The following is a 22813-nucleotide window of genomic DNA, read 5'->3' as shown; positions in this document are numbered from 1 at the left end:
TTCTAAGATTTTGCCCTCTTTGCGTGCGTATCAATGCGTGATTTTGGAAGTCAGTGATTTTGGAAGTTTTATAAGCCTGTGTGTAAAAACAAGATAAATTCCGCAAGTTTTGCAGTAATACTTTTTGGTGGCAAGCACAATCAAAGCCAAGCCCAAAATCAAGGCTTGGCAACTTCTTGCGTAAAACTAAAGCGTATTAAACAAATCTGTGCTTAGGTATCTCTCTGCGGTGTCATTAAGCACTGTTAGGATAGTTTTATCGCTGTGTGCTCTTGCGATTTGGAGTGCTGCACTCACATTTGCACCGCTGGAGATTCCGACCATTATGCCGATTTTGCCGAGCTTTTGTGCCATAGCGATAGCATCATCATTTTCTACACACATTATTTCATCAATAACGGTGCGATTTAAGATTTCTGGGATAAAGTTCGCCCCAATGCCTTGAATCTTGTGCCCGCCTGCTTGCCCTTTGCTAAGCAGTGGTGAGGCAGCTGGCTCTACACCTATGATTTTTACGCTTAGATTTTTTTCTTTGAGCACTTCGCCCACACCACTTATCGTCCCGCCTGTGCCAAAGCCCGCTACAAAGTAGTCCAAATCCGCCCCAAAGCTGTCCCAAATCTCTACTGCGGTAGTTCTTTTGTGCATTTCTTTGTTGGCAAGGTTGCTAAATTGGCTTGGCATAAAGGAGTTTGGCGTATTTGCCAAAATCTCATTCGCCTTATTAAGCGCACCTTTCATTCCCTCGCTAGCTGGGGTAAGCTCGAGCTTCGCACCAAAGAGTTGCACCATTTTTCTACGCTCAATGCTCATAGATTCTGGCATTGTTAGGATTATTTTTAGCCCCAAGCTCGCGCAAATCATCGCCAAAGAGATTCCCATATTTCCACTCGTGCATTCTACAATGGTGGTGCTAGAATTGATTTTGCCACTTTTTAGTGCCTCATCTATCATCGCATACGCTGCTCTATCCTTGACAGAATGGCTGGGATTAAGAAATTCGCACTTGCCATAAAGGTTTGGCGCGATTTGCTTTAGACTGATGATTGGTGTTTTACCGATGATGTCGGTGATATTTTCATAGACTTTCATTATGTCTCCTTTGTGTGGTTGCTCTTTGGCTTGTATAGATTTGCCAAAGTCGCGCTAAGTGTATCACAGAAATCCTAATATATCTTGCCAAATCTGCTTTTTGCCACTTTTGATTTTGCTTTATTTTTTGCGCTTTTTGCGCGATTTTGCCACTACTTTATCACTATTTTTACACTATTTATTTTTTACGCTATTTATCTAGGCAGATTTTATAGACTTTGTTGCGGATTTTGACAAGCAAGCCTACTTCCATAAGCTGATGAAATGTCTTTACGATTGTGGGCTTGCTTACATTTAGCTCATCTATGATATATTCATAGCTTCCATAGAAAATCCCCTCTTCATCACAATGCTCTAGCAAGAAGCGAATGATTTCGATTTTTTTACCACCTACAAAAGTATTTATCGCGCTTAAAAGCATATTTTTGGATTCTATTTCTTTGGCTTGGATTTTTGGCAATATAGCTTTAAGCATCGTGTGAAGTAGCTCGGTAATGTTAATAGGCTTTAGCACATAGCCATCTACGCTTAAGCTAATGGCATCAAGTAGATAATTTACCTCTGTGTGCGCAGTGGTAAAGATAATGGGGCATTGAGCATTGTGCTTACCCTCGCGCACTTTGCGAGCAAACTCAATGCCATTCATTTTTGGCATCAAAATATCACTTAGGATTAAATCTACTTGATAGGTGTTGAAAACCTGCAAGGCTTCTATGCCGTTTTTTACCACCAAAACACGCTCTATATACTCTTCTAGCACCATTGTGGTAACTCTTGCCACTTCTTCATTATCCTCCACATAAAGTAGAGTGAGATTTTTTAGCTCCTTTAAGTCTTTCATTTTATCCCCTTAGTCATTTGTGGTGCTGTTTTTGTTGAAATTCAATGGAAATCTTATCATAAATTTCGCTCCGTAGCATTCTTTATTGAGTTCTTTTGCCACCCACGCGCTGTTTGCCACCTCTATGCAACCACCCATTTGCTTTTCGATGATTTGCTTTGCCATATATAGCCCTATGCCCGTGCCTATGGATTTGTGCTTGGTAGTGAAATACGGCTCAAATATTTTATCAATTTGTGGGATTTTGATTCCGCCTCCATTATCCATTATGCAGATTTGAGCGCAATCAGCTGTTTTGCTTGCTTGAGTGCCTTGAGTTAGCGCACAATGAGAGTTGCGCGAAAGAGTGATTTGGATAATCCCGCTTTGTGCATCAAAATCGCTAGAATCTTGGGCTAAATCGTGCATAGAATCTTGCTTAAAATCAAGTGCGCATTGTGTGAGTGCGTCTTGGGCGTTTTTGATGATATTTAGCACGATTTGACTAAAGGCATTTTCATACCCAAAAATCTCAATATCTTCCTCATATTCAAAAAACACTTGGATATTGTTTTGCTCCAAAGTAGGCTTGATTAGCGCGATAGAATCCTTAATACTCGCACAAATAAAAAAATTCTTTTTTTTGATATGTGGCTGAAAAAAGTTGCGGAAATTCTCTATGGTGTCTGACATATTGTTTGCAATCCTTAGAGCATCTTGTGTTTGGGCTTGGACTATATCTTTGCTAAGCGTGCCATTGTCGTATTTGAGCTTAAAATTTTGGATAAGAATGATGAGTGAGTTTAGTGGCTGTCGCCATTGGTGTGCGATATTTTGTATCATCTCCCCCATAGAAGCAAGGCGGGCTTGCTGATACATTATTTGGTCTTTTTTGCGCGATTGCTCAATCTGCTCTGTGATAGTTTTTTGTAGATTTTGGTTAGTTTTTTTAAGCTCATTTGTTTTTTGCAAAATGATTTTTTCTAGCCTCGCATTTTTGCCACGCATAAATCCTACAAACACGCTTGAAGAATACAGCGTAACCACACTCACAAAAATCATAAACCCAAGCAAAAATATCATCGTATTGGCATACATAGAATCTGTTATGCTATCTTGGAGGCTAAAGATTTCGATATTTTTCTCAAAAATATCATTGATTTTGTTGCTGACTTCTATGCTGTGATAAAGTAGCTGTGTGGTGTGCTTGTCAAAATCTTTAGAATCTCGTTTAGCAAAATCTTGCTTTATATAATCTTGCTTAGCAATTATGTCGTTTGTCTGCTCTATGAGAGTGGATAGCTCATTTTTAAGCGCGTCTTTTTGGGCGATTTTTTCTCTCACTTGGGCAATGGATTTGGCAAAAAATAGATTTTGATAAAGCGTTTTTAGTGAATGCAAAATCACTTTTTGCTCGGTGTCCTCCTCATAGTCTTGCCATTCTTTCAGCAGGGATTGGTATTTGGATTGTAGCTCTTTTTGGGCTAATTGATTTTGGGAGAGGGGATTATAAGCTGGCGAATGATAAGCTGGCAAGGAAGTGTAGAATTTTTGGATATTTTGGAGGGATTTTGATTTGTGCACGCGAGAGCCTATACTTGCGTCATACTCATATTTTAACCCACTAAGTGCTAGCAAACCCGTGATAGATACAAGCAAAAAACCAAACGCAATAAGAAGTAGCAAAATCTTTGTTTGTCGCTCTAGTGTGGTAACAAAAAATGGAAGCCTAATACTTAACATAGATTGTGTTTCCTTAGATTAGAATTTAAGATTAGGATTTTTAAGTAAAATTTGGCATTATTTTAGTTGGTTTTTGTGTATTTTTACACATTATCGCAGGATTCCCACACAATCTCATCACGGATATAAGCAACATAGCCATTTATTTCATAGTCGCTATATAGGCTTTTTAGTGCGCGGACATAGCCACTTACTTGCTTTTTGTGCTCATCTTTATACTCCTGCGAAGCCCCACTTTTATAATCATAGACAAAAATCCTATCCCCCTCCCGCACAAGCAAATCAATACGCTTTAGCTCGCCATCAAAAAATAATGGCACTTCTACTAAAACTTCTTGTAAAACCTCTTGCAAATTCTCTTGTGGAATCTCTTGTGAAGTCTGTGTCAAAATCTGCGCTAAAGATTCTTGTGAAGTCTGCGCTTGCGCTAAATTCTGCTGTGGATTTTGTGATTTTTGCAAAAACGCTTGGAAGCGCGGATTTTCTTTTGTAGCGCGAGTGAGAGCTAAAAGGCGTGAAATATCAATGTTTTCTCCAAAATGATTTTGCAAAATGTTGCGCAAGATTTCATCGCCAATTCCAAAGCCTAGCGCGTATTCTAGTGCTAAGTGAAGTGCGTTACCAAAGCGGATTTTTTCTGCGTTTGGCAGGGCGTTTAGCAATGATTGGGATTCTTTTTTTAGCGTTTGATTTTGCGCGCCAAAGGGCATTTGGGTTAGGATTTTGGGGTTAGTTGTTTTTTGCTCCTCTTTTGTTTTTGCTTGTGTTTTTTGAGTAGCTTTTGAGCGCAGGCTTTTTAGTGTCTCTATCTCTGCAGAGCTATCCAAAAACGATGATGATTCAATGGATTTTAGTATCTCCTCAAACGCACTTTTGTCATCTTTGGGGACGATGATAAGCCCATCTTTTGCCCTAGTGCAAGCGACATAAAGGACATTATTTTTTTCTACTTTTTCGGCATTTTTAGCCACTTCTAGTGCTAGGCGAAATCCCTCATCGACAATCTCTCTATTTTTTTGGACGAAATATACTTTGTCATCATAGACAAAATTTTTGGGACTATGTCTCTCTCCTCCAAGTCTATCAGCCAAAATCACATAGGGAAACTCTAGCCCTTTTGCTGCGTGAATAGTCAAAATCCTAATGCCTGCATAACTCTCTTTTGGTGGTGTGATGCTTTGTGATTCTACTCTAGTGATAAACTCACTAAGAGTTTCGCTATGCCCTGTTTGCGCTATTTGGAGGCTTACTTCAAGGAGTTTTTGGCCGTTTTTATCATAGATATGAAAAGATTTGATGATTTCTAGGATACATTTGCTAGGCTTTATGATTTTTTCATTTGCAGAATTTGCAAAATGTGTGGAATGCGCAGAGTGTGTGGAAGTGGTTTGATAGGATTTTTTTAGGCATTCTTTTAGGGTGTTTTTGTATGATTGCAGTAGCTCTTTTTGCTTTTCTTGTGGCAAGTCAAATACCTTTTTACCTGCGATTTTTAGGCACTCATACACATAAAAATCAGCCAAGTTTTTGGAGGATTTTTCTTGTGTAGCGTCATTATCTTGTGCGTGATTATCTTTGATACTTTGGATAAATTTTAGCGCACTTAGGATAAAGCGCACGCTAGGCTTTTGGACAAAGGCAGATTTGATTTCAGGCGTAGTCTTGATATTTTTAAACCGCTCTTTTATCGCTTCATTTATGCTAAAAATATCATCATTTCTAAAGCACAATATCGCGATGTCATTTGGCTGCACACCTAGCAAAAATAGCGTTTGCAAACTCTCTAGCACTTGCGTAACTACAATATTTTCGCTTGCATCATCTGCGGGATTTGTAGATTCAGTAGAATCAGTGGATTTAGCAGAATCACCAAAATCATTAGATATGTTTTTGGTTTTGCTTGGGCTAGATTCTGCTTCGTTTGATTGTTGGCTCAAATTTTGTGCAATGCAAACAAAGCCATTTGTATCAAAGTCGTTTTTTGCAAAGCTATTTGTGGTAGCTTTTGTAGTGCAATCTTTGATTTTTGAGAGCCCACTTTGTGATATTTGATTTTGTGGTAGCGTCTGATTTTGGTATTGCTCTGCAAAGATTTTGCCAAAGCACGCATTTACAAAATCAATGATAGATTTTTTGCTTCGATAGTTGTTTGGCAAACTATGTGTGTGCAATGGCGAATGAGAAATAACCTCATCAAAAAATCCCGCTTCACTCCCTCTAAATCCATAAATGCACTGCTTAGAATCCCCCACAAAAAACACACTTCTATCATCTACTTGCCCGCGTATATCCCTCCCCCTACCCGCGTATATTTCATCAATTAGTGGCTCTAAAATAGCGTATTGCATAGGGCTAGTGTCTTGAAACTCATCAATCAAAATATGGCTAATGGTATTATCCATACGAAAGTAGAAAAACTGCGGGTCGATACCACCCGCACTCACATTTAGCCCCTCTCCTAGTATAAGTAGCTCATACACTTTTAGCGCACAGTTTGCAAAGCTTAGCTTTTTGCTTGACCGTATAGAGAGGTTTTTTGCCCTGCCAAAAGCGTCCAAAATCCTCTCTAGCTCCACAAAAATCACGCGCTCTTTTAGCAAAAAATATTGCTTTAGATATTGCTTTAGCACTGCTATATGCTTACAAAACTCCGCATTTATTGCTTCATCTTTGAGCGGCTTTGCAAAATTTTTATATTCTCTTGGCTCATCTTTTTGCAAAAATGTCCATCTCTTTTCTTTGATAAATTCTTGCGCGCTTGTGGCTTGCACTGCATTTAGTGCGCTTTGTGAGGCGTTGCCCTTTTCTAGCAGGGCTTTTAGATACTTAAGTGTGGATAAAATGCTAGATTCTACTTGAGCTAGCTCTTTTTTTGTCTTAGCTATTGAGTGAGATTTTATCTCTTGCAAAAACTTATCATTGAAGTGGATTTTGTCATTGTGCCACACTTCTAAATGCTTCATAACGCGACTAAAATCTATGTCAAAGTCAAAGCAAAATCTAATCAGCCTATCAAAGATATTTGTAGAATCTGCAATGCTATTTTTTGACAAAATCATCAAAAACTCCTCAAATAGCTCTTCTTCCTCTATGTCCTCGCCCATTTGGTAGTCTTGACTAAGCCCGACATACCAACAAAATTTGTGCAAAATCGAGTTAAAAAACGCATCGATTGTGCAAATTCTAGGGGTAGAATCCAAAAATTCTTGGTAGATTTTTGGACTATTTGCTTTTATTTCTTGTAGGCTAAGTCCCATAGCTTGTAGCTGCGAGAGAAAGGGCGAGGTAGGCAGAGTGTGAGGGTTTGCAAGCTCTTTTAGGGCGTTTTGGACGCGCTCTTGCATTTCTTTGGTAGCTTTGTTGGTAAAGGTAAGGGCTAAAATCTCACTAGGCTTTGCACCACGAAAAAGTAGCCACACAAAGCGCAAAGCAAGGCTAAAGGTTTTGCCACTGCCTGCGGAGGCTTTGAGTGCTAGAAATGGGTGTGAGAGAGGTTGAGCTAGTTGGGCGGATTGAGTGGATTGAGAAAGTTTGGAAGTGGGCTGTGATATATTTTGTGTAGATGATTTTGGGTGGGTTGATTGCGCTTGTGCAGATAATTTAGTAGCAGGTAGTTCAGTGGTGGTAGAATCCAATTTTTGCTCCCAAAAATACTTTTATTGTTTATTGATTTAGTATTGTTGTCGATTTGGTATCATAGCAAAAATTCCTTAAAAGGAGAGTGTAAAATGAAAAAACACACACAAAGCTCTAAAAATATGGCTCTAAAAGTCTCAAATGGACTTTTGGCACTTGTGCTAAGCGTAGGAGTTTCTGGCGTTTTTAGCAGTGCTTGGAGTGCTTCAAGCAGAAAAAGTAGTGCTAGCAATAGCTACAAAAGCCTACAAAGCAACCAAAGCAGATTTACCAAAAATTTCGCGAGTGGCTCAATCGTCTCTGGCTCTAGGGCAAATGCTAGCAATTCTGAACGGCGTTGGTATATATTTAACGAAGGCGCAGTAGGTGGCTCATACACTATGCTTGGCAAGGCAAATTATTGGGCGGTGGATTTGGGATATAATGTCTATATCCGCACGATTGAAAGCGCGGTAGGTGGGATAAACTTCCTAGCAGGTGCTGGGGTGAATTTCCCTATCTATCTAAAAGCTGGCGGGAAATCAAATATTTTGAGCGACCATAGAGGATTCCAAACAAAAGACTATGACGGAATCGTGGGCTGGGGAAGTGAAATCCCTGTAATGCTAGGGATAGAAAAAAGTGGATTTTATCTCACAGGACTTGTGGGCTATGGCTGGTTGTTTATGACTGATATTTACCCCACTACAAATCAAAGCGGAAATGGAGCGTTTCCTAGAGTAGAAACAAGCTATGATGGAATCATCTATGGAGCTGGGATTGGCTACAAAGTAAGCAATGTGATAAACATAGGATTTCGCTACTTGCACGGCGATATGACAAACCGCAAAGATGAGACAAAGCCTGACACTGCTGCGGGTAGCAACGATATAAATGGCTCTAATATCATCACTCAAACGCGAGGGCGAGATATTTATGACATTGCCTATGATAAATTCCAACTCTTTTTGGCGTTTATTTTTTAGGAAATTAGGCTAGCAAAATCAAGTTTAGCAAAATCAAAATAGGAGGCTTAGATGAGAAAAATAGCATTGGTAGCTTTGTGTGCTTGCTTTGTGGGGCTTACACATTTGTGCAGTGGGGCTGATTTGCAAGTGTTTGATGAGAGATACACACAAGCAGAAAATCAATACAAAATAGCTCTAAGCAAAATAGAATCTGTGCTAGAAAAAACCAAAGCCACAAAATCAAGGGCTGATGAAGCAAAAAGCAGAGCCATAGCAGCTGCAAAAAAAGCCATAGTTAAAAACAAAGAAGCAAACCAAAAAGCCGATACAGAGGTAAGCACAAGCGAAAATGCAAAGGCAAAAGAGGGCGAATATATGGCTGCGACTTTTAAGGTAATGGAGATAAGCGATGATGCAAAAAGTGCCGCAAGCAAGGCAAGTGCAGAGCTAAATAAAGCAAAATCCATAAAAAGCAAAGTCGATAATGCACGAAGTAGGATAAAACCTGCTACAAGCCCTGCGGAAAATGCTTCAAATGGTAGCGAAAGTATCAATACCGTTGCGCTAAGTAAGTTTGAAACAGCAGTAAAAGAATACGAAGTAGTCGTAAAAAGTGCGCTAGAAAAGGTAAGTGTTTTTGAAAATCTAGTAAATGACTACGAAGTAGCAGTCAAAGAGTATGAAGAAGTAGCAAAGCAATACGAAGAAGCCGTGCAAAAGTAGCAAAATAGCGCGGTTTAACCCGCGCTAGAATCACGCTAGTTTTTGTGGCAATACATTTTTGCAATATGTTTTTTTTAACGATAAAAAATTCTCCAAAAAATCCTAGAAAATACCGAAATCTTAGAGCTAAACTCACAAAATAAAACACCAAAATCTAAAAATTACACAAAAATAAAAATCATCTAAAAAGTTTCCCTAGTTGCTCTAATGCTTCATCAAAACTTATGACTTCTTTTTCTCCTTGTTTTAGAAATGCCTCCATAGCGGGCTTTAAATCAAGTGCATAGTCTAGCTCGGGGTCGCTACCTCGCTGATATGAGCCTATGCGGATAAGCACTTCGTTTTCGCGCAAAAGTGAGTAATAACGGCGAAATTTTTGGATTAGCTCTTTTTGAGAATCACTTATGATGTCATTGCTTACGCGCGAAGCAGATGATAAGATATTGATTGGCGGATACACACCCAAATCGCTTAGCCCTCTATCTAGCACGATATGCCCATCTAGTATACTTCTAGCTTGGTCTGCGATTGGGTCGCTTAAGTCATCGCCCTCCACAAGGACGGTAAAAAACGCACTTATTGAGCCTTTGCCCTCCTCTTTGCCTGCCCTCTCCATAAGCTGTGGCATAAGTGTGAGCACACTTGGTGGATAGCCCTTGCTTGTGGGTGGCTCGCCTAGTGCTAGCCCTATCTCTCTCTGTGCCATAGCAAACCGCGTGATAGAATCCATAATAAAAAGCACATCTCTACCTTGTGATTTGAAGTATTCTGCTACTGCCATAGCCGAAAACGCGCCGTATTTGCGCATAAGCGGAGAATCATCGCTTGTAGCCACGATAAGCACGGTATTTTCCAAACTCCCCCCCAAAGACTTGTGGATAAATTCTGGCACTTCCCTACCCCGCTCGCCGATAAGTGCTATGACTTTGATTGGGGCATTGCACCCGCGCACTATCATTCCCATAAGTGTGGATTTGCCCACACCCGAGCCTGCAAAAATCCCTAGCTTTTGCCCTTTTCCACAAGTAAGTAGCGAATTTATAGAGCGCACACCCACATCAAATACTTCATCTATGATTCCTCTCTTTAGGGCTTTTATGGGGGGATTTATGATAGGCACAAAAGTAGGATTTTGAAGAGGTGGCTCATCATCAATAGGCTGTCCTAACGGGTCAAAAGCCCTGCCAAGCATAGAATCTGCCACAGGGAAAGTAAGTCCATTGTTTTGGATAATGACTTTATCGTGTATGCCAAAATTTTCGACAAATTCAAAAGGATTGAACCCAAAGCCATTCCCCTCACTTATGGTTACGATGCCAAGAGATTGGCTATTGTCTTTGTGCAATATTTTGACAATATCGCCCACACTTGGCGTAATCCCACGCGCATAGATAATCGTAGGAGTGATTTTGTGGATAACGCCATATTGTGGGGAGAGATTTGGGCGAGTGGCGAGCTTGTTTTTTAGCAAATCAAGCGACATTGCAATCCTTAAATATTTCTAAAATCTAAAATCGCAAACGCTTATAAAAGCGCAAAGTTTTGCGCAATTTTATAATGTTTTTTGGGATTTTTGGCTAAAATGCTAGACAATTTTGCTCTAAAATCTTAACGCCATTTAAAGCGCGAAGCAAAAGGCAAAATAGGGCAAGACAAAGCAGTCAAAAAGCATAAATCATAAGCCAAAGGAAGCATAAATGAACATTGAGACGACAAAGATAAACGCTGCAAATGCCATAGCAAAAGGCAAAATCGCACTCAAAGACTTAGAATCCAAGCTAGAATCTATCGCACAAAAAGCAAGCAAAAATCTAAAAATAGACGGCTTTAGAAAAGGCAAAGTCCCAACCCATATCATCAAATCTCGTTATAAAGATTCTATGCAGCAAGATGCAGAAAGAGAATCTATCCAAGAAATGCTAAAACTCGCCCTAGAAAAGCTAGGACTAAAAGAGCAAAATCTAATTGGCAATCCCGTAGTAAGCAAATTTGAAAAAGGCAAAGATGACATTGAAGTAGAGATAAAAATCTCTATCGTGCCTGAATTTGAACTAGGCGATTATGAGTCCAAAATCCCAACTCCCAAAATCCCAACTCCCACAGAGAAGCAAATCAAAGAAAGACTAGAAAACCTCGCTTCAAGCAATGCTCCACTCATAGAATCAACTAGCAAAAGTGTCAAAAACGACTTAGTCGCAAATATTGATTTTGAGGGATTTGTCGATGGCGTTGCTTTTGATGGGGGCAAAGCTGAAGGGTTTGATTTGGCTATTGGCTCTGGACAGTTCATCGCTGGCTTTGAGGAGGCACTCATAGGCGCAAAAATAGGCGAGCAAAAAGAAATCAGCGTAACATTCCCCTCCACTTATCACGCGCCAAATCTCGCAGGAAAGCCCGCTACTTTCAAAGTCAAAATAAACGCTCTAAAAGAAAAAGCTAAGCAAGTCATAGATGACGCACTTGCCAAAAAGCTAATGGGAAAAGAGGACGCCACGCTAAAAGAGCTAGAATCTAGCATAAAAGATGATTTGACAAATGAGCTAAAAACGCAACACTACAATGAAGAGATGAAAAGCAAATTCCTAGAAGCACTAGATTCTGGCTTTGGTTTTGATTTGCCTGAAATAATTGTCGAGCAAGAAATGGATATATTATTTCGCAACGCCCTATCCACTATCTCACAAGATGAGCTAAAAACCTATCAGCAAGATGCCAAAAAAGCAAAAGATAAGCGCGAAGAATATCGCCAAGAAGCCCAAAGCAATGTCAAGGTTACTTTTATCATTGATGCGATTGCCAAAGCGCAAAATATCACAATCGATGATAGAGAAGTGATGAATGCGATTTATTATGAGGCACTCATAAGTGGGCAAAATCCAAAAGAAGTGCTAGAGTATTACCAAAAAAATAACCTACTCCCCGCTATAAAAATGTCGCTTATAGAAAATCGCGTGCTACATACACTGCTAGATAAAAAAGCAGGGCTAAGCAAAAATGCAGAATCCACCACAAAAGAAAACACCAAAAAAGCAGAGTCTAAAGATTCTAAGGCTAAAAATGCGGAATCTAAAGCCGATTCTACCTCTAGCGGAAAGTCCAAAAGCACTGCTAGCAAACATACCAAATCTACAAAAGCATAGACAACAAATCATAAAGGCTAGAAATGAACTATATCCCCTATGTCATCGAAAAAACAGGGCGAGGCGAGCGAAGCTATGATATTTACTCACGCTTGCTAAAAGACAGAGTGATTTTGCTAAGTGGCGAGATAAATGATATGGTTGCTAGCTCTATTGTCGCGCAGCTACTTTTCCTAGAAGCAGAAGACCCCGAAAAGGACATAAATCTATATATAAATTCCCCCGGTGGCGTCATCACAAGTGCGTTTAGTATCTATGACACGATGAACTATATCCGCCCTAGCGTTTGCACGATTTGTATCGGGCAAGCAGCGAGTGCGGGAGCGTTTTTGCTAAGCTGCGGGGAGAAAGGCAAGCGATTTTCTTTGCCAAATTCTCGCATTATGATTCATCAGCCTCTAGGTGGCGCACAAGGGCAAGCTAGCGATATAGAAATCCAAGCAAAAGAGATTTTGCGACTAAAGGCAAAGCTAAATGAGATAATGGCAGGCACGACAGGACAAAGTCTCAAAAAAATCGCCCAAGACACCGAAAGGGACTTTTTTATGAGTGCGAAAGAAGCCAAAGAATACGGCTTGATAGATAAGATTTTGGAGCGAAGCGCGAAGTAGCCAAACCACAAAAGCCAAAAAAGCAAAATCAAAGCCAAAATGAATCAAGGCAAAAGCAAGTCAAAAATAAAATCAAGTAAAGTAAAAAATTAGAGCAAAAACTACAAGATTACACAAAATCCCAAAATCAAATCCCACAATAAGGTAGGCACAAATGGCAAAAGAAGATAAAGCAAGTATCTCAGATAATCCATTTCTCTCTGGCGTAAATCCTACCGTGCCTAGAGGTGGCGAGGAGGGCGATATAGCCCCGGGCGATGGGGAGGATTTCTTAAGTGTGGTTAGCAGACTTTCAGAAACCGCAGTCCAAACCATACAGCAAGAGTCCCTACCCTGCCTGCCCTCAAACTATCGCTTATATTTTGAAAAATTTTTAGAAAAAGAATCCCCCACGACAAAGCAAAAAATCCGCACGATTATGCGACTTCAATCAGACCTAGAAAATCGCGCACTTATCTTTGAAAAATCAGTGGGAGAAAGTCTGCGAGTGATAAAGCAAGTGCTAAATTGTATGTCGGTGGTGTATCAAAACTTCCTAATCGCACAAAATGTGGTAAGACAATATAGCCAAGATATGGAGCAAGCAGACAACAAACTTACCCTAAGAAATGTTATGGATTTTTTTGTGCGGGATATGAATAAAGTAACCACCATTACTTCAAAGCAGCTAGACCAAATCCGCGACTTGTATGTAAAGACTGATAAAAATCTAAAGCAAATTAGCCAAAATTCTGTCTATGACTTAAATCTAGATGTCTATAATCGCAATTTTTTCAACGCCGCCTTGCAAAAAGAACAGCAACTCTGCCAAGAATTTAACCACCCATCAATCTTGGTGTATTCCTCGCTTTCTAATGAACTATCGCGAAATGTCGGGCAGGATTCGCCTGTGTTTATGATTTTGCTAAAGACTTTGGCAAAGTTTTTGCAAAAGCACGTCCCTACGAGTGATTTTATCGGTTACATAGGCGAGGGGATTTTTGGGATTTTGCTAAAATATTCTGACATTAGAGAAGCCCAAGAAATCTGTGTCGCCCTCTACCAAGCCGCGCAAATCACTGATGTGTTTGTAGGGGATTTGAACCTGCAACTAGACATATCCACAAGTATCGCAAAGATAATGCCCGAGCGCTCCATAGAAGAAACCCAAAGTGCTTGCCTCTCAACTCTCAAAGTCGCCCTAGAAGAAAAACAGCACTGCAAAATCTACCAGCAAGATGACGAAAATGCCGATATTGACGATATTGAAGCACCCAAACTCTAAGCTAAAAACAAAATCAAACCCCGTGCGTGAGTTTGATGAGAATCTACACAGGCTTTTAGATGATATGTATGAGACGATGATAGACCGTGGGGGCATCGGGCTAGCAGCGATTCAGGTGGGAGAGCCTATCCGTGCGCTAGTGATAAATATCCCGCGTGAGGTAGAGGGCGCACAGCCAGAGCTACAAGAAGATGGTAGCTATGCTGTGCCGACAGAGCAGCGCAAAGAGGACTTGCTAGAAATCATAAATCCAGTGTTTTTGAAAAAAGAGGGGCAGACTTTGTATAAAGAGGGGTGCTTATCGGTGCCGGGATTTTTTGAGGATGTTGAGCGGTTTGAGAGTGTTAGCGTGGCATATCAAGATAGATTTGGCAAGGAGCATATATTGCAGGCAAATGACACGCTTGCTATCTGTTTGCAGCACGAGATAGACCACCTAGATGGAATCCTATTTGTCGATAAACTACCAATCTTGCGTAGAAAAAAATTTGAAAAAGAACTAAAGCGATTGCAAAAAGAACAAAGAGAGCAAAAAGGGAAATCCTAAAATCTAAAGACTTTTAATCATTGCAAAAACTACCTTTCTTAAACGCAAATAAAATATCCAAAAACTTACATTTTGTCATACCTAAGAGCTTTTAAGCCCGAAGTATTCAAAAGAATTTACACATTTATGGTTACATTTTGGATAATTTTGAGCTTAAAGGATATCAATATGACAAATAATGATTTGAGGTTTTTAAAGTCGCGCAAATGGATTTAATCAAAATTCATTATAATACCAAAGATAAATGCAAATGTAAAATCACAAAAACAAACCCAACGCACAATAAAATAAACGCGACAAGGCAAAAACACGACAAAGCACAAATGCGACAAAGCAATCTCAAAAGTCGCAAAAACAAACACAACAAAAAGGACAAACAATGCGAAGTGATGTTATTAAGAAAGGTTACTTAAAAGCCCCGAATCGCTCATTATTACGGGCTTGCGGGTTAAGCGAGGAGGACTTTGATAAGCCCTTTATCGGCGTGGCAAATAGCTACATAGACATAATTCCCGGGCATTTTTACCTGAATGAATACGCGCGGATTATCAAGGATGAAATCCGCAAAAATGGCTGTGTGCCCTTTGAATTTAACACCATAGGCGTTGATGATGGCATAGCTATGGGGCATAATGGTATGCTCTACTCCCTGCCAAGCCGTGAAATCATCGCCAACTCGGTGGAATCTGTGATGAACGCACACCAGCTTGACGCGCTTATTTGCATACCAAACTGCGATAAAATCACGCCCGGAATGCTTATGGGTGCGCTGCGCGTGAATGTGCCAACGATTTTTGTAAGTGGCGGTCCTATGAGGGCGGGATTTAGCGAGAAAGGCGAGAAGCTCACACTAAATAGCGTGTTTGAAGCGGTGGGCGCGTATGAAGTCAAAAAAATAGACGAGGCAGAACTCAAAGACATAGAGTGCAAAGCCTGTCCTAGCGGTGGCTCTTGCTCGGGGCTATTTACAGCAAACTCGATGAACTCGCTTTGTGAAGCACTAGGAATCGCCCTAAGTGGCAATGGCACGGCATTGGCACAAAGCAATGAGCGCGAGGAGCTACTGCGCCAAGCCGCAAGGCGAATCTGTGAAATCGCCCTTGATGATAAATTTAAGATTCGCAACATTATAAATAAACATTCGATTCGCAATGCAATGGTGGTGGATATGGCTATGGGCGGTAGCTCAAATACGATTTTGCATATCCTTGCGATTTCGCGCGAGGCAGGTGCGCCACTAGATATACGCGAGCTAAACGACATTAGCAAAAAAATCGCGCATATCGCCAAAGTCGCGCCGAGCTTGCCCGAAGTGGCTATGGAAGATGTCGGCAACGCAGGGGGCATAAACGCGCTTATCAAAGAAATCTCGCGCAGGGATAATGGACTGCTTGACTTAGACGCGCTCACTATCACGGGCGAGAGCTTAGGCGAGCGCGTAAAAGACGCGACAATCAAAGATGAGCGCGTAATCCACAAGGTAGAAAACGCCTACTCGCAGGTGGGCGGACTAGCGATACTCTTTGGCAATCTCGCAGAGCAAGGCTGCGTGATAAAAACAGCGGGAATCACGGGTGAGCGCAAATTTAGCGGGAAAGCCGTGTGCTTTAATAGCCAAGATGAAGCGATAAAGGGCATCATCAAGGGCAAAGTGCAAAAAGGCGATGTGTGCGTGATACGCTATGAGGGACCAAAGGGCGGACCGGGAATGCAAGAAATGCTAAGCCCCACAAGCCTCATAATGGGAATGGGGCTGGGCGCAGATGTCGCACTCATCACGGACGGGCGGTTTAGCGGGGCGACACGCGGACTAAGCATAGGGCATATCAGCCCAGAAGCGGCTGAAGGCGGACTAATCGGGCTACTCAAAGACGGCGACATAATCGACATAGATGTGGATAGCTACGCCATAAATGTGCGACTAAGCGAAGCAGAAATCGCCAAGCGCAGGGCGGAATTTAAGCCCATAAGTAAGCCACTGCATTCTCGCTGGCTTGCGCAATATCAAAAGCTAGTGAGTAATGCAAGTAACGGCGCAGTGCTTGACTTGGGATTTTTTAAGATTTGATTTTAGCTGTGTTTTAGTCCGCTTTTAAGTTGCTTTATCGCCCACGCATAGTGGCTACAACTTGCCGAAATCACATAAGAGCCTAGATTTGTCGTGCCTGTAAAAGCAAAATGTTTTTTGTCAAAAAGCTCGTTGTCGCTAAATTTTTGGGCGATGGATAAAATGCTTTGATGACTTGATTCTAGCAAATCTAGTGCGCTTTCAAAGTCTGTGCTTTGGTGCTTTTGCCAAATCTCTACATTGAGCTTTGGATAAGTGTGCCAATTATAAGGGGGTGGTAAAAAGGGCGAAATTTCAGCCTTTGGAGTGAATTTGCCACCCTTAAAGTCTAAATTATTGCTAATGAAATTTTGGAGCATAACTTGCCATTCATAAAGGTGGATAAGCACATCTCGGGCGTTTTTATCACGCGAATTACTCGGCAAGGGATTTATAAAATCCTTATTCAAAATGTCCTTTGGCGTCTCATCGACAATCTTACAAAGTTTGCTAAACTCGGCATTTATCGCCTTTATCAACTCATCTTTGTTTTGTGGGCGTGGCATAGCGCGTCCTTTTTAGATTCTGTGATTTTTTATGTGCTTGGCGATTATATTGCAATTTGAATTATTTTGCAAATAATGGCACAATATCAAAATTATTTTAACACAAATGAGGCTTAGCAATGACATTACAGCTAGAGCGACTAGATTCCCTCATATCCCCTGCGACAAGGCAAAATTGGCGCAAACTTGGAATCTTGCAAAATCAGAATCTAGATTTAGGATTGTCAAATCTAGCAAATCCAAAAAACCCACAAAACCACACACAAATCACAAAACCCAAACTCACAACTCGGGCAAATAAAAAACTCTCTTGCAAAAATATTATCCCTACGGAGTATTTTTGCAATGCCAACAATATCGCGCTTATAGAGCGCATTGTGCGACTCATTGTCCAAAAAAACTACTCCACCAAAAACGCCATATATTCCCTTGCGCTAAATCTGCTAAAAGCAAAAAATCTCTTGCATAAAGCCCATATACAAGCGGTGCTAGATACATACAAAGATTTTGCCCTCGATTGTGTGCAGGATTTTCAAAGCGGATTTGCGTGCTATGATGATTTGCTAGATTTTTCCCTGCCTTGTGATGAGGCGGATTTGCTTGGGCTTATTTATCAGTGCCTTTTGCTTGAGGGGGAGAAAAATATCGCTGGTGCTTACTACACGCCACACGCTATCACAAGAGAAATGACAAAGGGGCTAGATTTTGGCAATGGAGAGATTTTTTTAGACCCTGCGTGTGGGAGTGGGGCATTTATGCTTAGCTTGGAAAATGCTATGCCAAATCAAATTTTTGGCATTGATAATAATCCACTAGCCGTGTTTATCGCAAAAATAAATATGCTTATAAAATTTAGTGATATGGATTTTATCCCGCAAATTTATTGTGCGGATTTTTTGGACTTTGAGGAAAATTTGTGTGGGGATAAGGGCGTGAGTGAATGTCTAAGTTTTGATTATATCTGCACAAATCCGCCGTGGGGGATTTATCGCGCAAAAAATTATCGTGCTAAAATCTATGAGAGCAAAACTTACCAAAAAAATCAAAATGGCAAAAAAGCACAATCCAAACACACAAACCCCACGCAAAGCATTATCACTTCAGGCGAGCGATTTTCGCTATTTTTTGTCAAATCTTATGCCAAGCTAAAGCCAAATGGTGTTATGAATTTTTTACTTCCAAATGCTATGCTAAATGTTAAAGCGCACAAGGATTTGCGAGAGTTTATCTTACATAATGGTGCGTTAGAGCAAATCAAGCATTATGCAAATATTTTTAGTGGCGTTAGCACGGAGTTTGTAAGCATAACGCATAAAAAATCTATTCAATCTAGAGCGGATAAAGCTACTCAATCAAACCCAAAATCCCAAAAATGCAAAATCATAAAAAATAATGATGAATTTTTGACGCCTATATCAGCGTTTTTGCAAAGCCAAAATCATAACTTTAGCGTGCTTTCAAACAAAGATTTAGAGATTATAAAAAAGATAAAAAGCATTGGCAAATATGATTTGAATCAAAGCATTTGGGCGTTAGGAATCGTTACAGGGGATAACAAAAATGCCCTGCATAAAGAGCGAATTCAAGGAAGTGAGGAAATCTACACGGGTAAAGAGATTGCGCCATATCGCCTAAAACAAGCGCGGAATTTTATTCTTTATGATAGGGCGAAATTTCAGCAGGTGGCAAAAGATGAGTATTATCGCGCAGGCGAAAAACTTGTGTATAAATTTATATCAAGCAAACTTGTGTTTGCCTATGATGAAAGCAAAGCGTTGTTTTTAAATAGCGCAAATATCCTAATCCCCAAAATCCCCAATATGTCAATCAAAACCGTGCTAGGCTTTTTAAATTCTGAACTTTTTGCGTATTTACATAGTGTGCTATTTGGCGAAATCAAAGTGCTAAAGGGCAATCTAGCGCAGTTGCCATTCCCCAAAATCACAAGCAAACAAGATAGCGAGATTTGCGCGTTAGTTAGCAAAATAATTAGTGGAAATAGCGCGATTGAAGCGATATTGCAAGATAAAATCTATGAGATTTATCAAATCAGCAGTGAAGAGCAAATCCACATAAAAAAGGTGCTAAGTGGAAAAGCTAAGCGATGAGTTGCAACAAAAAATCGCCCAAATGAAGCGCGAGGCAAATATAGACTTTAGCACTGAATCATTAGATAATTTATACAGCGTGTATCCGTTTAATAAATTTGAATTTATCATCTCTCATCTCATCGCAAGTGGGGCAATTAGCCTAAGTGAATATTTGGATATGAGAAATGCGTATTTGGAGCGCAATAAATATTTGTATGTGTTTGAGATTACTGCGCCACGCACATTTGGCGAAGCGTGGGCACAAAGGCATCTAAACGAAATCGTGCCAGAACTGCAACGACCTACAAGCAAGATTGACTCAAATTATAGTGGGCAGTATGATTTTTGGCTAGATGATAGTAGTAGTGCAAATGGTGGCATAAAAATCGAAGTCAAAGCCTCAAGGGCGGTAAAAAGACAAAGTGGGGAATCACTCATCATCAAGGCATTATCAAGCGATTCAAAGCAGGGCTTTGATATGAATTTCCAGCAGATAAAGCCAGCTTGTTGCGATGTGTTTGTGTGGATTGCGGTGTGGAGGGATAAACTCCGCTACTTTGTGCTTTCAAGCGATGAAGTGGCACACAACAAATACTACTCCATAGGACAGCATAGAGGCAATGTAGGCGAGGGACAACTATGGCTAAAAGAGAGCAATATCGCGGAGTTTGAATGCTATGAAGTAAGTGTGAGAGAGATTTTGGATAGGATTAGACAAAAGGGGAGGGAATAAGGCGCAAAATGGTTGTTTTATGAAATATAGCGATTGTGGGGTATAATTCTTTGAGTGGAGGTAGCACAAATATTACACAAAGGATATAAAATTGGTAGTTGAAAATGAAGCGAACTACGGCTCTGCGTGGAATAAGTGGGATTTGCATATACATACAAAAGGGACAAGCAAAAATGACCAATTTGTAAGCAAAACATTTGATGAATTTTGCAATGTAATGTTTAAAAAAGCACTTGAGAAACAAATTGCAGTCATAGGGATTACGGATTATTTTTCGATTGAAAACTATAAAAAAGTAGATAATTTTGTAAAAAATATCTTATCAAATTCTTCTCATTTTGATGAGAATGAGAAACAACAAATCAAACAAATCGTGATTATCCCTAATGTAGAACTTAGAATGTTGCCAACAACAAATAAAGGAAAACTTATCAATATACATTGTTTATTTGACCCTAAATATGTATCAAAGCTAGACAATGATTTTTTCAACGCTGTTGAATTTTCTTATGGAAATAGAAAATATAGAATGAATAAAAATAATTTGATTGATCTTGGCAAAGCAATGGGAGAAAATGATGATGAACAAGCATACAAAAAAGGTGTTGAAAATTTTGCAATTTCTCACGCCGATTTGCAAAAAATATCAGTAGAAAATGCAGAATTTAGAAAAAATACTATACTTGTTACAAGTAATAGTAGTGTAGATGGTGCTTCTGGGATACAAGAACATTATAGTTTGTTTGAGAATGACCAAAATAGTAGCTTAGAAGCCACCAGAAGAGCTATTTATCAACTTACAGATATGATTTTTTCATCTAATGAGGGGGATATTAAATATTTTTCTGGTTTAAAAAACGATTCAAAGGAAGAAGTCATAAAAAAGTGCGGTTCATTAAAGCCTTGCATACACGGCTCAGATGCGCATACAGAAAGCAAGTTGTTTGCACCAGATAATGATAGATATTGTTGGATTAAAGCAAAGCCAAGTTTTGATGGGCTAAAACAAGTGATTTATGAAATTGAGAGAGTATATATAGGCAAAGAATCTCCACCAAGTCCGCTATATAAACTAGAAAAAGCGCAACTTAATTTTGACAAAAATACAGTGTGGAATAATGAGAAAAAAGACACATTTTGCTTTGCAGATTTTAATCAACCTTTATATTTTAGCCCATATTTTACTTGTATCATAGGTGGGAGGGGGAGCGGCAAAAGCACTTTGCTTAATCTCATAGCCAACAAAATAGATAAACTTGATGATGAAAATAAAAGAAAACTCCCTACTGATAGCAAGGCAAAAATTATATTAGAGCCTAATGCGATTGATAATATTGAGTTTTTGGCTCAAAATGAAATAGAGGAGTTTGCAACAAATTCAGTCAAATTTACACAAGCTATTTTTGAGAGACTTGATAAAAATAGCGAAATGAAACTTCACAAACAAGAACAAGAGATAGGTGAAAGAATAAAAGTTTTTGATGAGCAAATAAAGCTTTTACTACAAAGAAATTCTTTACATAAGAAATTAAAAGTCAAAAAACAAGAATTAGAGCGACAAAACAATATTATTCAAACATTTAATGATAAAACATACTTAACAAACAAGGGAGAGTTACAAGAAATAGGTAAAAAACTATTAGAGTTAAACTCATCAAAAGAACGCCTAAAAACACTATTTAATTCACTAAAAGAGATAAATACAACTCATAGCACAATAGATGAGCCACAAAATATGTATGATAAGGTTTTGAATGAAAGTCTAAGCAAAATAGAAAATTTAATTCAAACAATAAAAAACGCTGACTACCAAAAAGAAAAAGATGAAATAGCTACACTAGAAAAAAATAAAAGAGAAATTGAAGAACAAATTTATAAGTATTTACAAGATAAAGGATTGAGTGAAAATAATATACAAGATTTAAAGAATGTAGGGGAAATAATCGAAGCTACAAAAAATGATATAAATAATATGAAACTTGAGATAAAAGGTATTAAACAAAAAATCATTGATTTTAAGATTGATGAGATTGATAAAATTATCAAAGATTTCAGTCAATTAGTCAAAGTTGAATTAGATAAGATAAATGAATTATTTAAAGCAGTAGCGAGTGATTATCACAAAGATATAAAAACAATAAAAATTGAATACTCACAAAACGATGTGTTTGAAATCATTTGCAATGAATTTATTGAGATTTTAAAACAATACTTTCAAATAGACATAAGAGAAAAGGTTACATTTAAATCATATATAAAAGAACTAGAATTAAATAATCCTAATTCAACATTTAAAGACATTCGGGATAAAATCAATAATTTTGTTAAAACAACAGAAACCTCAAAAATACTAAAAGAAATCTTTAATAATAAAATGTTGTTTAGTGTATATCATCTTTTAATGCTAAAAAACCTTAGGAATATTAAAAATGTAAAAAACTTTAGTGCGTATTATGATGAGAAAATTCTTTCTAATGCTTCATTTGGACAACGATGCACAGCGGTTATTGTCATACTGCTTGCTTTGGGAAATAATCCTATTATAATGGACGAGCCTGAAGCACATTTAGATAGTTCTTTGATTGCAAATTATTTGGTTGAGCTAATAAAAAAGCAAAAGAAAGATAGGCAAATCATTTTTGCTACTCACAATGCTAATTTTGTCCTAAACGCAGACGCTGAACTCATCATTAAACTTAGCAATGATAACAATAAAATCACAGCACAATCATTCAGCATTGAGGACAGTGAAAATAGAGAAGATTTACTCAAACTTGAAGGTGGTAAGGAAGCATTCAAAAAGAGAGAAAGAAAATATGAAATATAAAAATTTTTAGCAAAATATTGCATACGG

At 39.0% G+C, this 22813-nt stretch carries 17 protein-coding genes; 11 read left to right on the top strand and 6 right to left on the bottom strand.

The genetic code is table 11. The features are described 5' to 3' along the window. Positions 1–186: 186 nt before the first annotated feature. From cysK to HMPREF2086_RS12330, 4 genes are all read right to left on the bottom strand, one after another. A complete protein-coding gene (gene cysK / locus HMPREF2086_RS03685; protein WP_023927425.1) occupies positions 187–1092 on the bottom strand; it encodes a cysteine synthase A in 906 nt (301 codons plus the stop codon). A gap of 190 nt (positions 1093–1282) precedes the next feature. Next, a complete protein-coding gene (locus tag HMPREF2086_RS03680; protein ID WP_023927424.1) occupies positions 1283–1933 on the bottom strand; it encodes a response regulator in 651 nt (216 codons plus the stop codon). 9 nt (positions 1934–1942) lie between these two features. Then, positions 1943–3655 (bottom strand): sensor histidine kinase, encoded by a 1713-nt coding sequence (locus HMPREF2086_RS11465; RefSeq protein WP_023927423.1) that lies wholly within the window; start codon positions 3653–3655, stop codon positions 1943–1945. A gap of 83 nt (positions 3656–3738) precedes the next feature. Beyond that, positions 3739–7290, bottom strand: coding sequence for a UvrD-helicase domain-containing protein (locus HMPREF2086_RS12330; protein WP_023927422.1), 3552 nt, complete (start codon positions 7288–7290; stop codon positions 3739–3741). Between the two features lie 93 nt (positions 7291–7383). On the opposite strand from HMPREF2086_RS12330, the gene HMPREF2086_RS03665 reads away from it, so the two are divergent. Both HMPREF2086_RS03665 and HMPREF2086_RS03660 read left to right on the top strand, forming a co-directional pair. After that, entirely contained in the window at positions 7384–8256 is an 873-nt protein-coding gene (locus tag HMPREF2086_RS03665; RefSeq protein ID WP_023927421.1) for a hypothetical protein, read from the top strand. Between the two features lie 51 nt (positions 8257–8307). Further along, a complete protein-coding gene (locus tag HMPREF2086_RS03660) occupies positions 8308–8961 on the top strand; it encodes a hypothetical protein (RefSeq protein ID WP_023927420.1) in 654 nt (217 codons plus the stop codon). Between the two features lie 178 nt (positions 8962–9139). Here HMPREF2086_RS03660 and fliI read toward each other — a convergent pair whose 3' ends face one another. Further along, on the bottom strand, positions 9140–10444 hold the full coding sequence (gene fliI / locus HMPREF2086_RS03655; protein WP_023927419.1) for a flagellar protein export ATPase FliI: 1305 nt from the start codon (positions 10442–10444) through the stop codon (positions 9140–9142). A 214-nt stretch (positions 10445–10658) separates the two neighbouring features. Between fliI and tig the strand changes: the two genes are divergently transcribed. The 6 genes from tig (at position 10659) to ilvD (ending at position 16591) form a co-directional block, all read left to right on the top strand. Continuing rightward, positions 10659–12101 (top strand): trigger factor, encoded by a 1443-nt coding sequence (gene tig, locus HMPREF2086_RS03650; RefSeq protein ID WP_023927418.1) that lies wholly within the window; start codon positions 10659–10661, stop codon positions 12099–12101. Positions 12102–12124: 23 nt separating this feature from the next. After that, positions 12125–12712 (top strand): ATP-dependent Clp endopeptidase proteolytic subunit ClpP, encoded by a 588-nt coding sequence (gene clpP / locus HMPREF2086_RS03645; protein WP_023927417.1) that lies wholly within the window; start codon positions 12125–12127, stop codon positions 12710–12712. A 154-nt stretch (positions 12713–12866) separates the two neighbouring features. Continuing rightward, a complete protein-coding gene (locus HMPREF2086_RS03640) occupies positions 12867–13976 on the top strand; it encodes a GGDEF domain-containing protein (RefSeq protein WP_023927416.1) in 1110 nt (369 codons plus the stop codon). After that, a complete protein-coding gene (gene def / locus HMPREF2086_RS03635) occupies positions 13939–14523 on the top strand; it encodes a peptide deformylase (RefSeq protein ID WP_023927415.1) in 585 nt (194 codons plus the stop codon). Before HMPREF2086_RS03640 ends, def begins: the two co-directional genes overlap by 38 nt. Before the next feature lie 206 nt (positions 14524–14729). Next, positions 14730–14936, top strand: a complete 207-nt coding sequence (locus HMPREF2086_RS03630) for a hypothetical protein (protein ID WP_034560320.1) — start codon at positions 14730–14732, stop codon at positions 14934–14936. Further along, positions 14903–16591, top strand: a complete 1689-nt coding sequence (gene ilvD / locus HMPREF2086_RS03625) for a dihydroxy-acid dehydratase (protein ID WP_023927414.1) — start codon at positions 14903–14905, stop codon at positions 16589–16591. Before HMPREF2086_RS03630 ends, ilvD begins: the two co-directional genes overlap by 34 nt. 2 nt (positions 16592–16593) lie before the next feature. On the opposite strand, the gene HMPREF2086_RS03620 is transcribed toward ilvD, so the two are convergent. Beyond that, a complete protein-coding gene (locus HMPREF2086_RS03620; RefSeq protein ID WP_023927413.1) occupies positions 16594–17136 on the bottom strand; it encodes a ClbS/DfsB family four-helix bundle protein in 543 nt (180 codons plus the stop codon). A gap of 119 nt (positions 17137–17255) precedes the next feature. On the opposite strand from HMPREF2086_RS03620, the gene HMPREF2086_RS03615 reads away from it, so the two are divergent. The 3 genes from HMPREF2086_RS03615 (at position 17256) to HMPREF2086_RS03605 (ending at position 22786) form a co-directional block, all read left to right on the top strand. Then, on the top strand, positions 17256–19244 hold the full coding sequence (locus tag HMPREF2086_RS03615) for an N-6 DNA methylase family protein (protein ID WP_023927412.1): 1989 nt from the start codon (positions 17256–17258) through the stop codon (positions 19242–19244). Continuing rightward, on the top strand, positions 19225–19959 hold the full coding sequence (locus HMPREF2086_RS03610) for a hypothetical protein (RefSeq protein ID WP_023927411.1): 735 nt from the start codon (positions 19225–19227) through the stop codon (positions 19957–19959). The genes HMPREF2086_RS03615 and HMPREF2086_RS03610 overlap by 20 nt, the downstream gene beginning before the upstream one ends. A gap of 91 nt (positions 19960–20050) precedes the next feature. Further along, the gene (locus HMPREF2086_RS03605; protein WP_023927410.1) at positions 20051–22786 is read left to right on the top strand and encodes a TrlF family AAA-like ATPase; all 2736 of its coding nucleotides are present in this window, start codon (positions 20051–20053) and stop codon (positions 22784–22786) included. The last annotated feature ends 27 nt before the right edge of the window (positions 22787–22813 follow it).

Source organism: Helicobacter macacae MIT 99-5501 (assembly GCF_000507845.1).
In the GTDB taxonomy this organism is placed as follows: Bacteria; Campylobacterota; Campylobacteria; order Campylobacterales; family Helicobacteraceae; genus Helicobacter_B; species Helicobacter_B macacae.
Note: the sequence above shows the minus strand (reverse complement) of the source record. Positions and strands in the feature narration are given on the sequence as shown.

Coding starts and splice junctions, on each gene's coding strand:
- cysK (WP_023927425.1), bottom strand. CDS start 1,092: ATGAAAGTCTATGAAAATATCACCGACATCATCGGTAAAACACCAATC.
- def (WP_023927415.1), top strand. CDS start 13,939: ATGCCGATATTGACGATATTGAAGCACCCAAACTCTAAGCTAAAAACA.
- HMPREF2086_RS03640 (WP_023927416.1), top strand. CDS start 12,867: ATGGCAAAAGAAGATAAAGCAAGTATCTCAGATAATCCATTTCTCTCT.
- HMPREF2086_RS03620 (WP_023927413.1), bottom strand. CDS start 17,136: ATGCCACGCCCACAAAACAAAGATGAGTTGATAAAGGCGATAAATGCC.
- HMPREF2086_RS03660 (WP_023927420.1), top strand. CDS start 8,308: ATGAGAAAAATAGCATTGGTAGCTTTGTGTGCTTGCTTTGTGGGGCTT.
- HMPREF2086_RS03630 (WP_034560320.1), top strand. CDS start 14,730: ATGGATTTAATCAAAATTCATTATAATACCAAAGATAAATGCAAATGT.
- HMPREF2086_RS03665 (WP_023927421.1), top strand. CDS start 7,384: ATGAAAAAACACACACAAAGCTCTAAAAATATGGCTCTAAAAGTCTCA.
- tig (WP_023927418.1), top strand. CDS start 10,659: ATGAACATTGAGACGACAAAGATAAACGCTGCAAATGCCATAGCAAAA.
- ilvD (WP_023927414.1), top strand. CDS start 14,903: ATGCGAAGTGATGTTATTAAGAAAGGTTACTTAAAAGCCCCGAATCGC.
- HMPREF2086_RS03615 (WP_023927412.1), top strand. CDS start 17,256: ATGACATTACAGCTAGAGCGACTAGATTCCCTCATATCCCCTGCGACA.
- HMPREF2086_RS03680 (WP_023927424.1), bottom strand. CDS start 1,933: ATGAAAGACTTAAAGGAGCTAAAAAATCTCACTCTACTTTATGTGGAG.
- clpP (WP_023927417.1), top strand. CDS start 12,125: ATGAACTATATCCCCTATGTCATCGAAAAAACAGGGCGAGGCGAGCGA.
- fliI (WP_023927419.1), bottom strand. CDS start 10,444: ATGTCGCTTGATTTGCTAAAAAACAAGCTCGCCACTCGCCCAAATCTC.
- HMPREF2086_RS11465 (WP_023927423.1), bottom strand. CDS start 3,655: ATGTTAAGTATTAGGCTTCCATTTTTTGTTACCACACTAGAGCGACAA.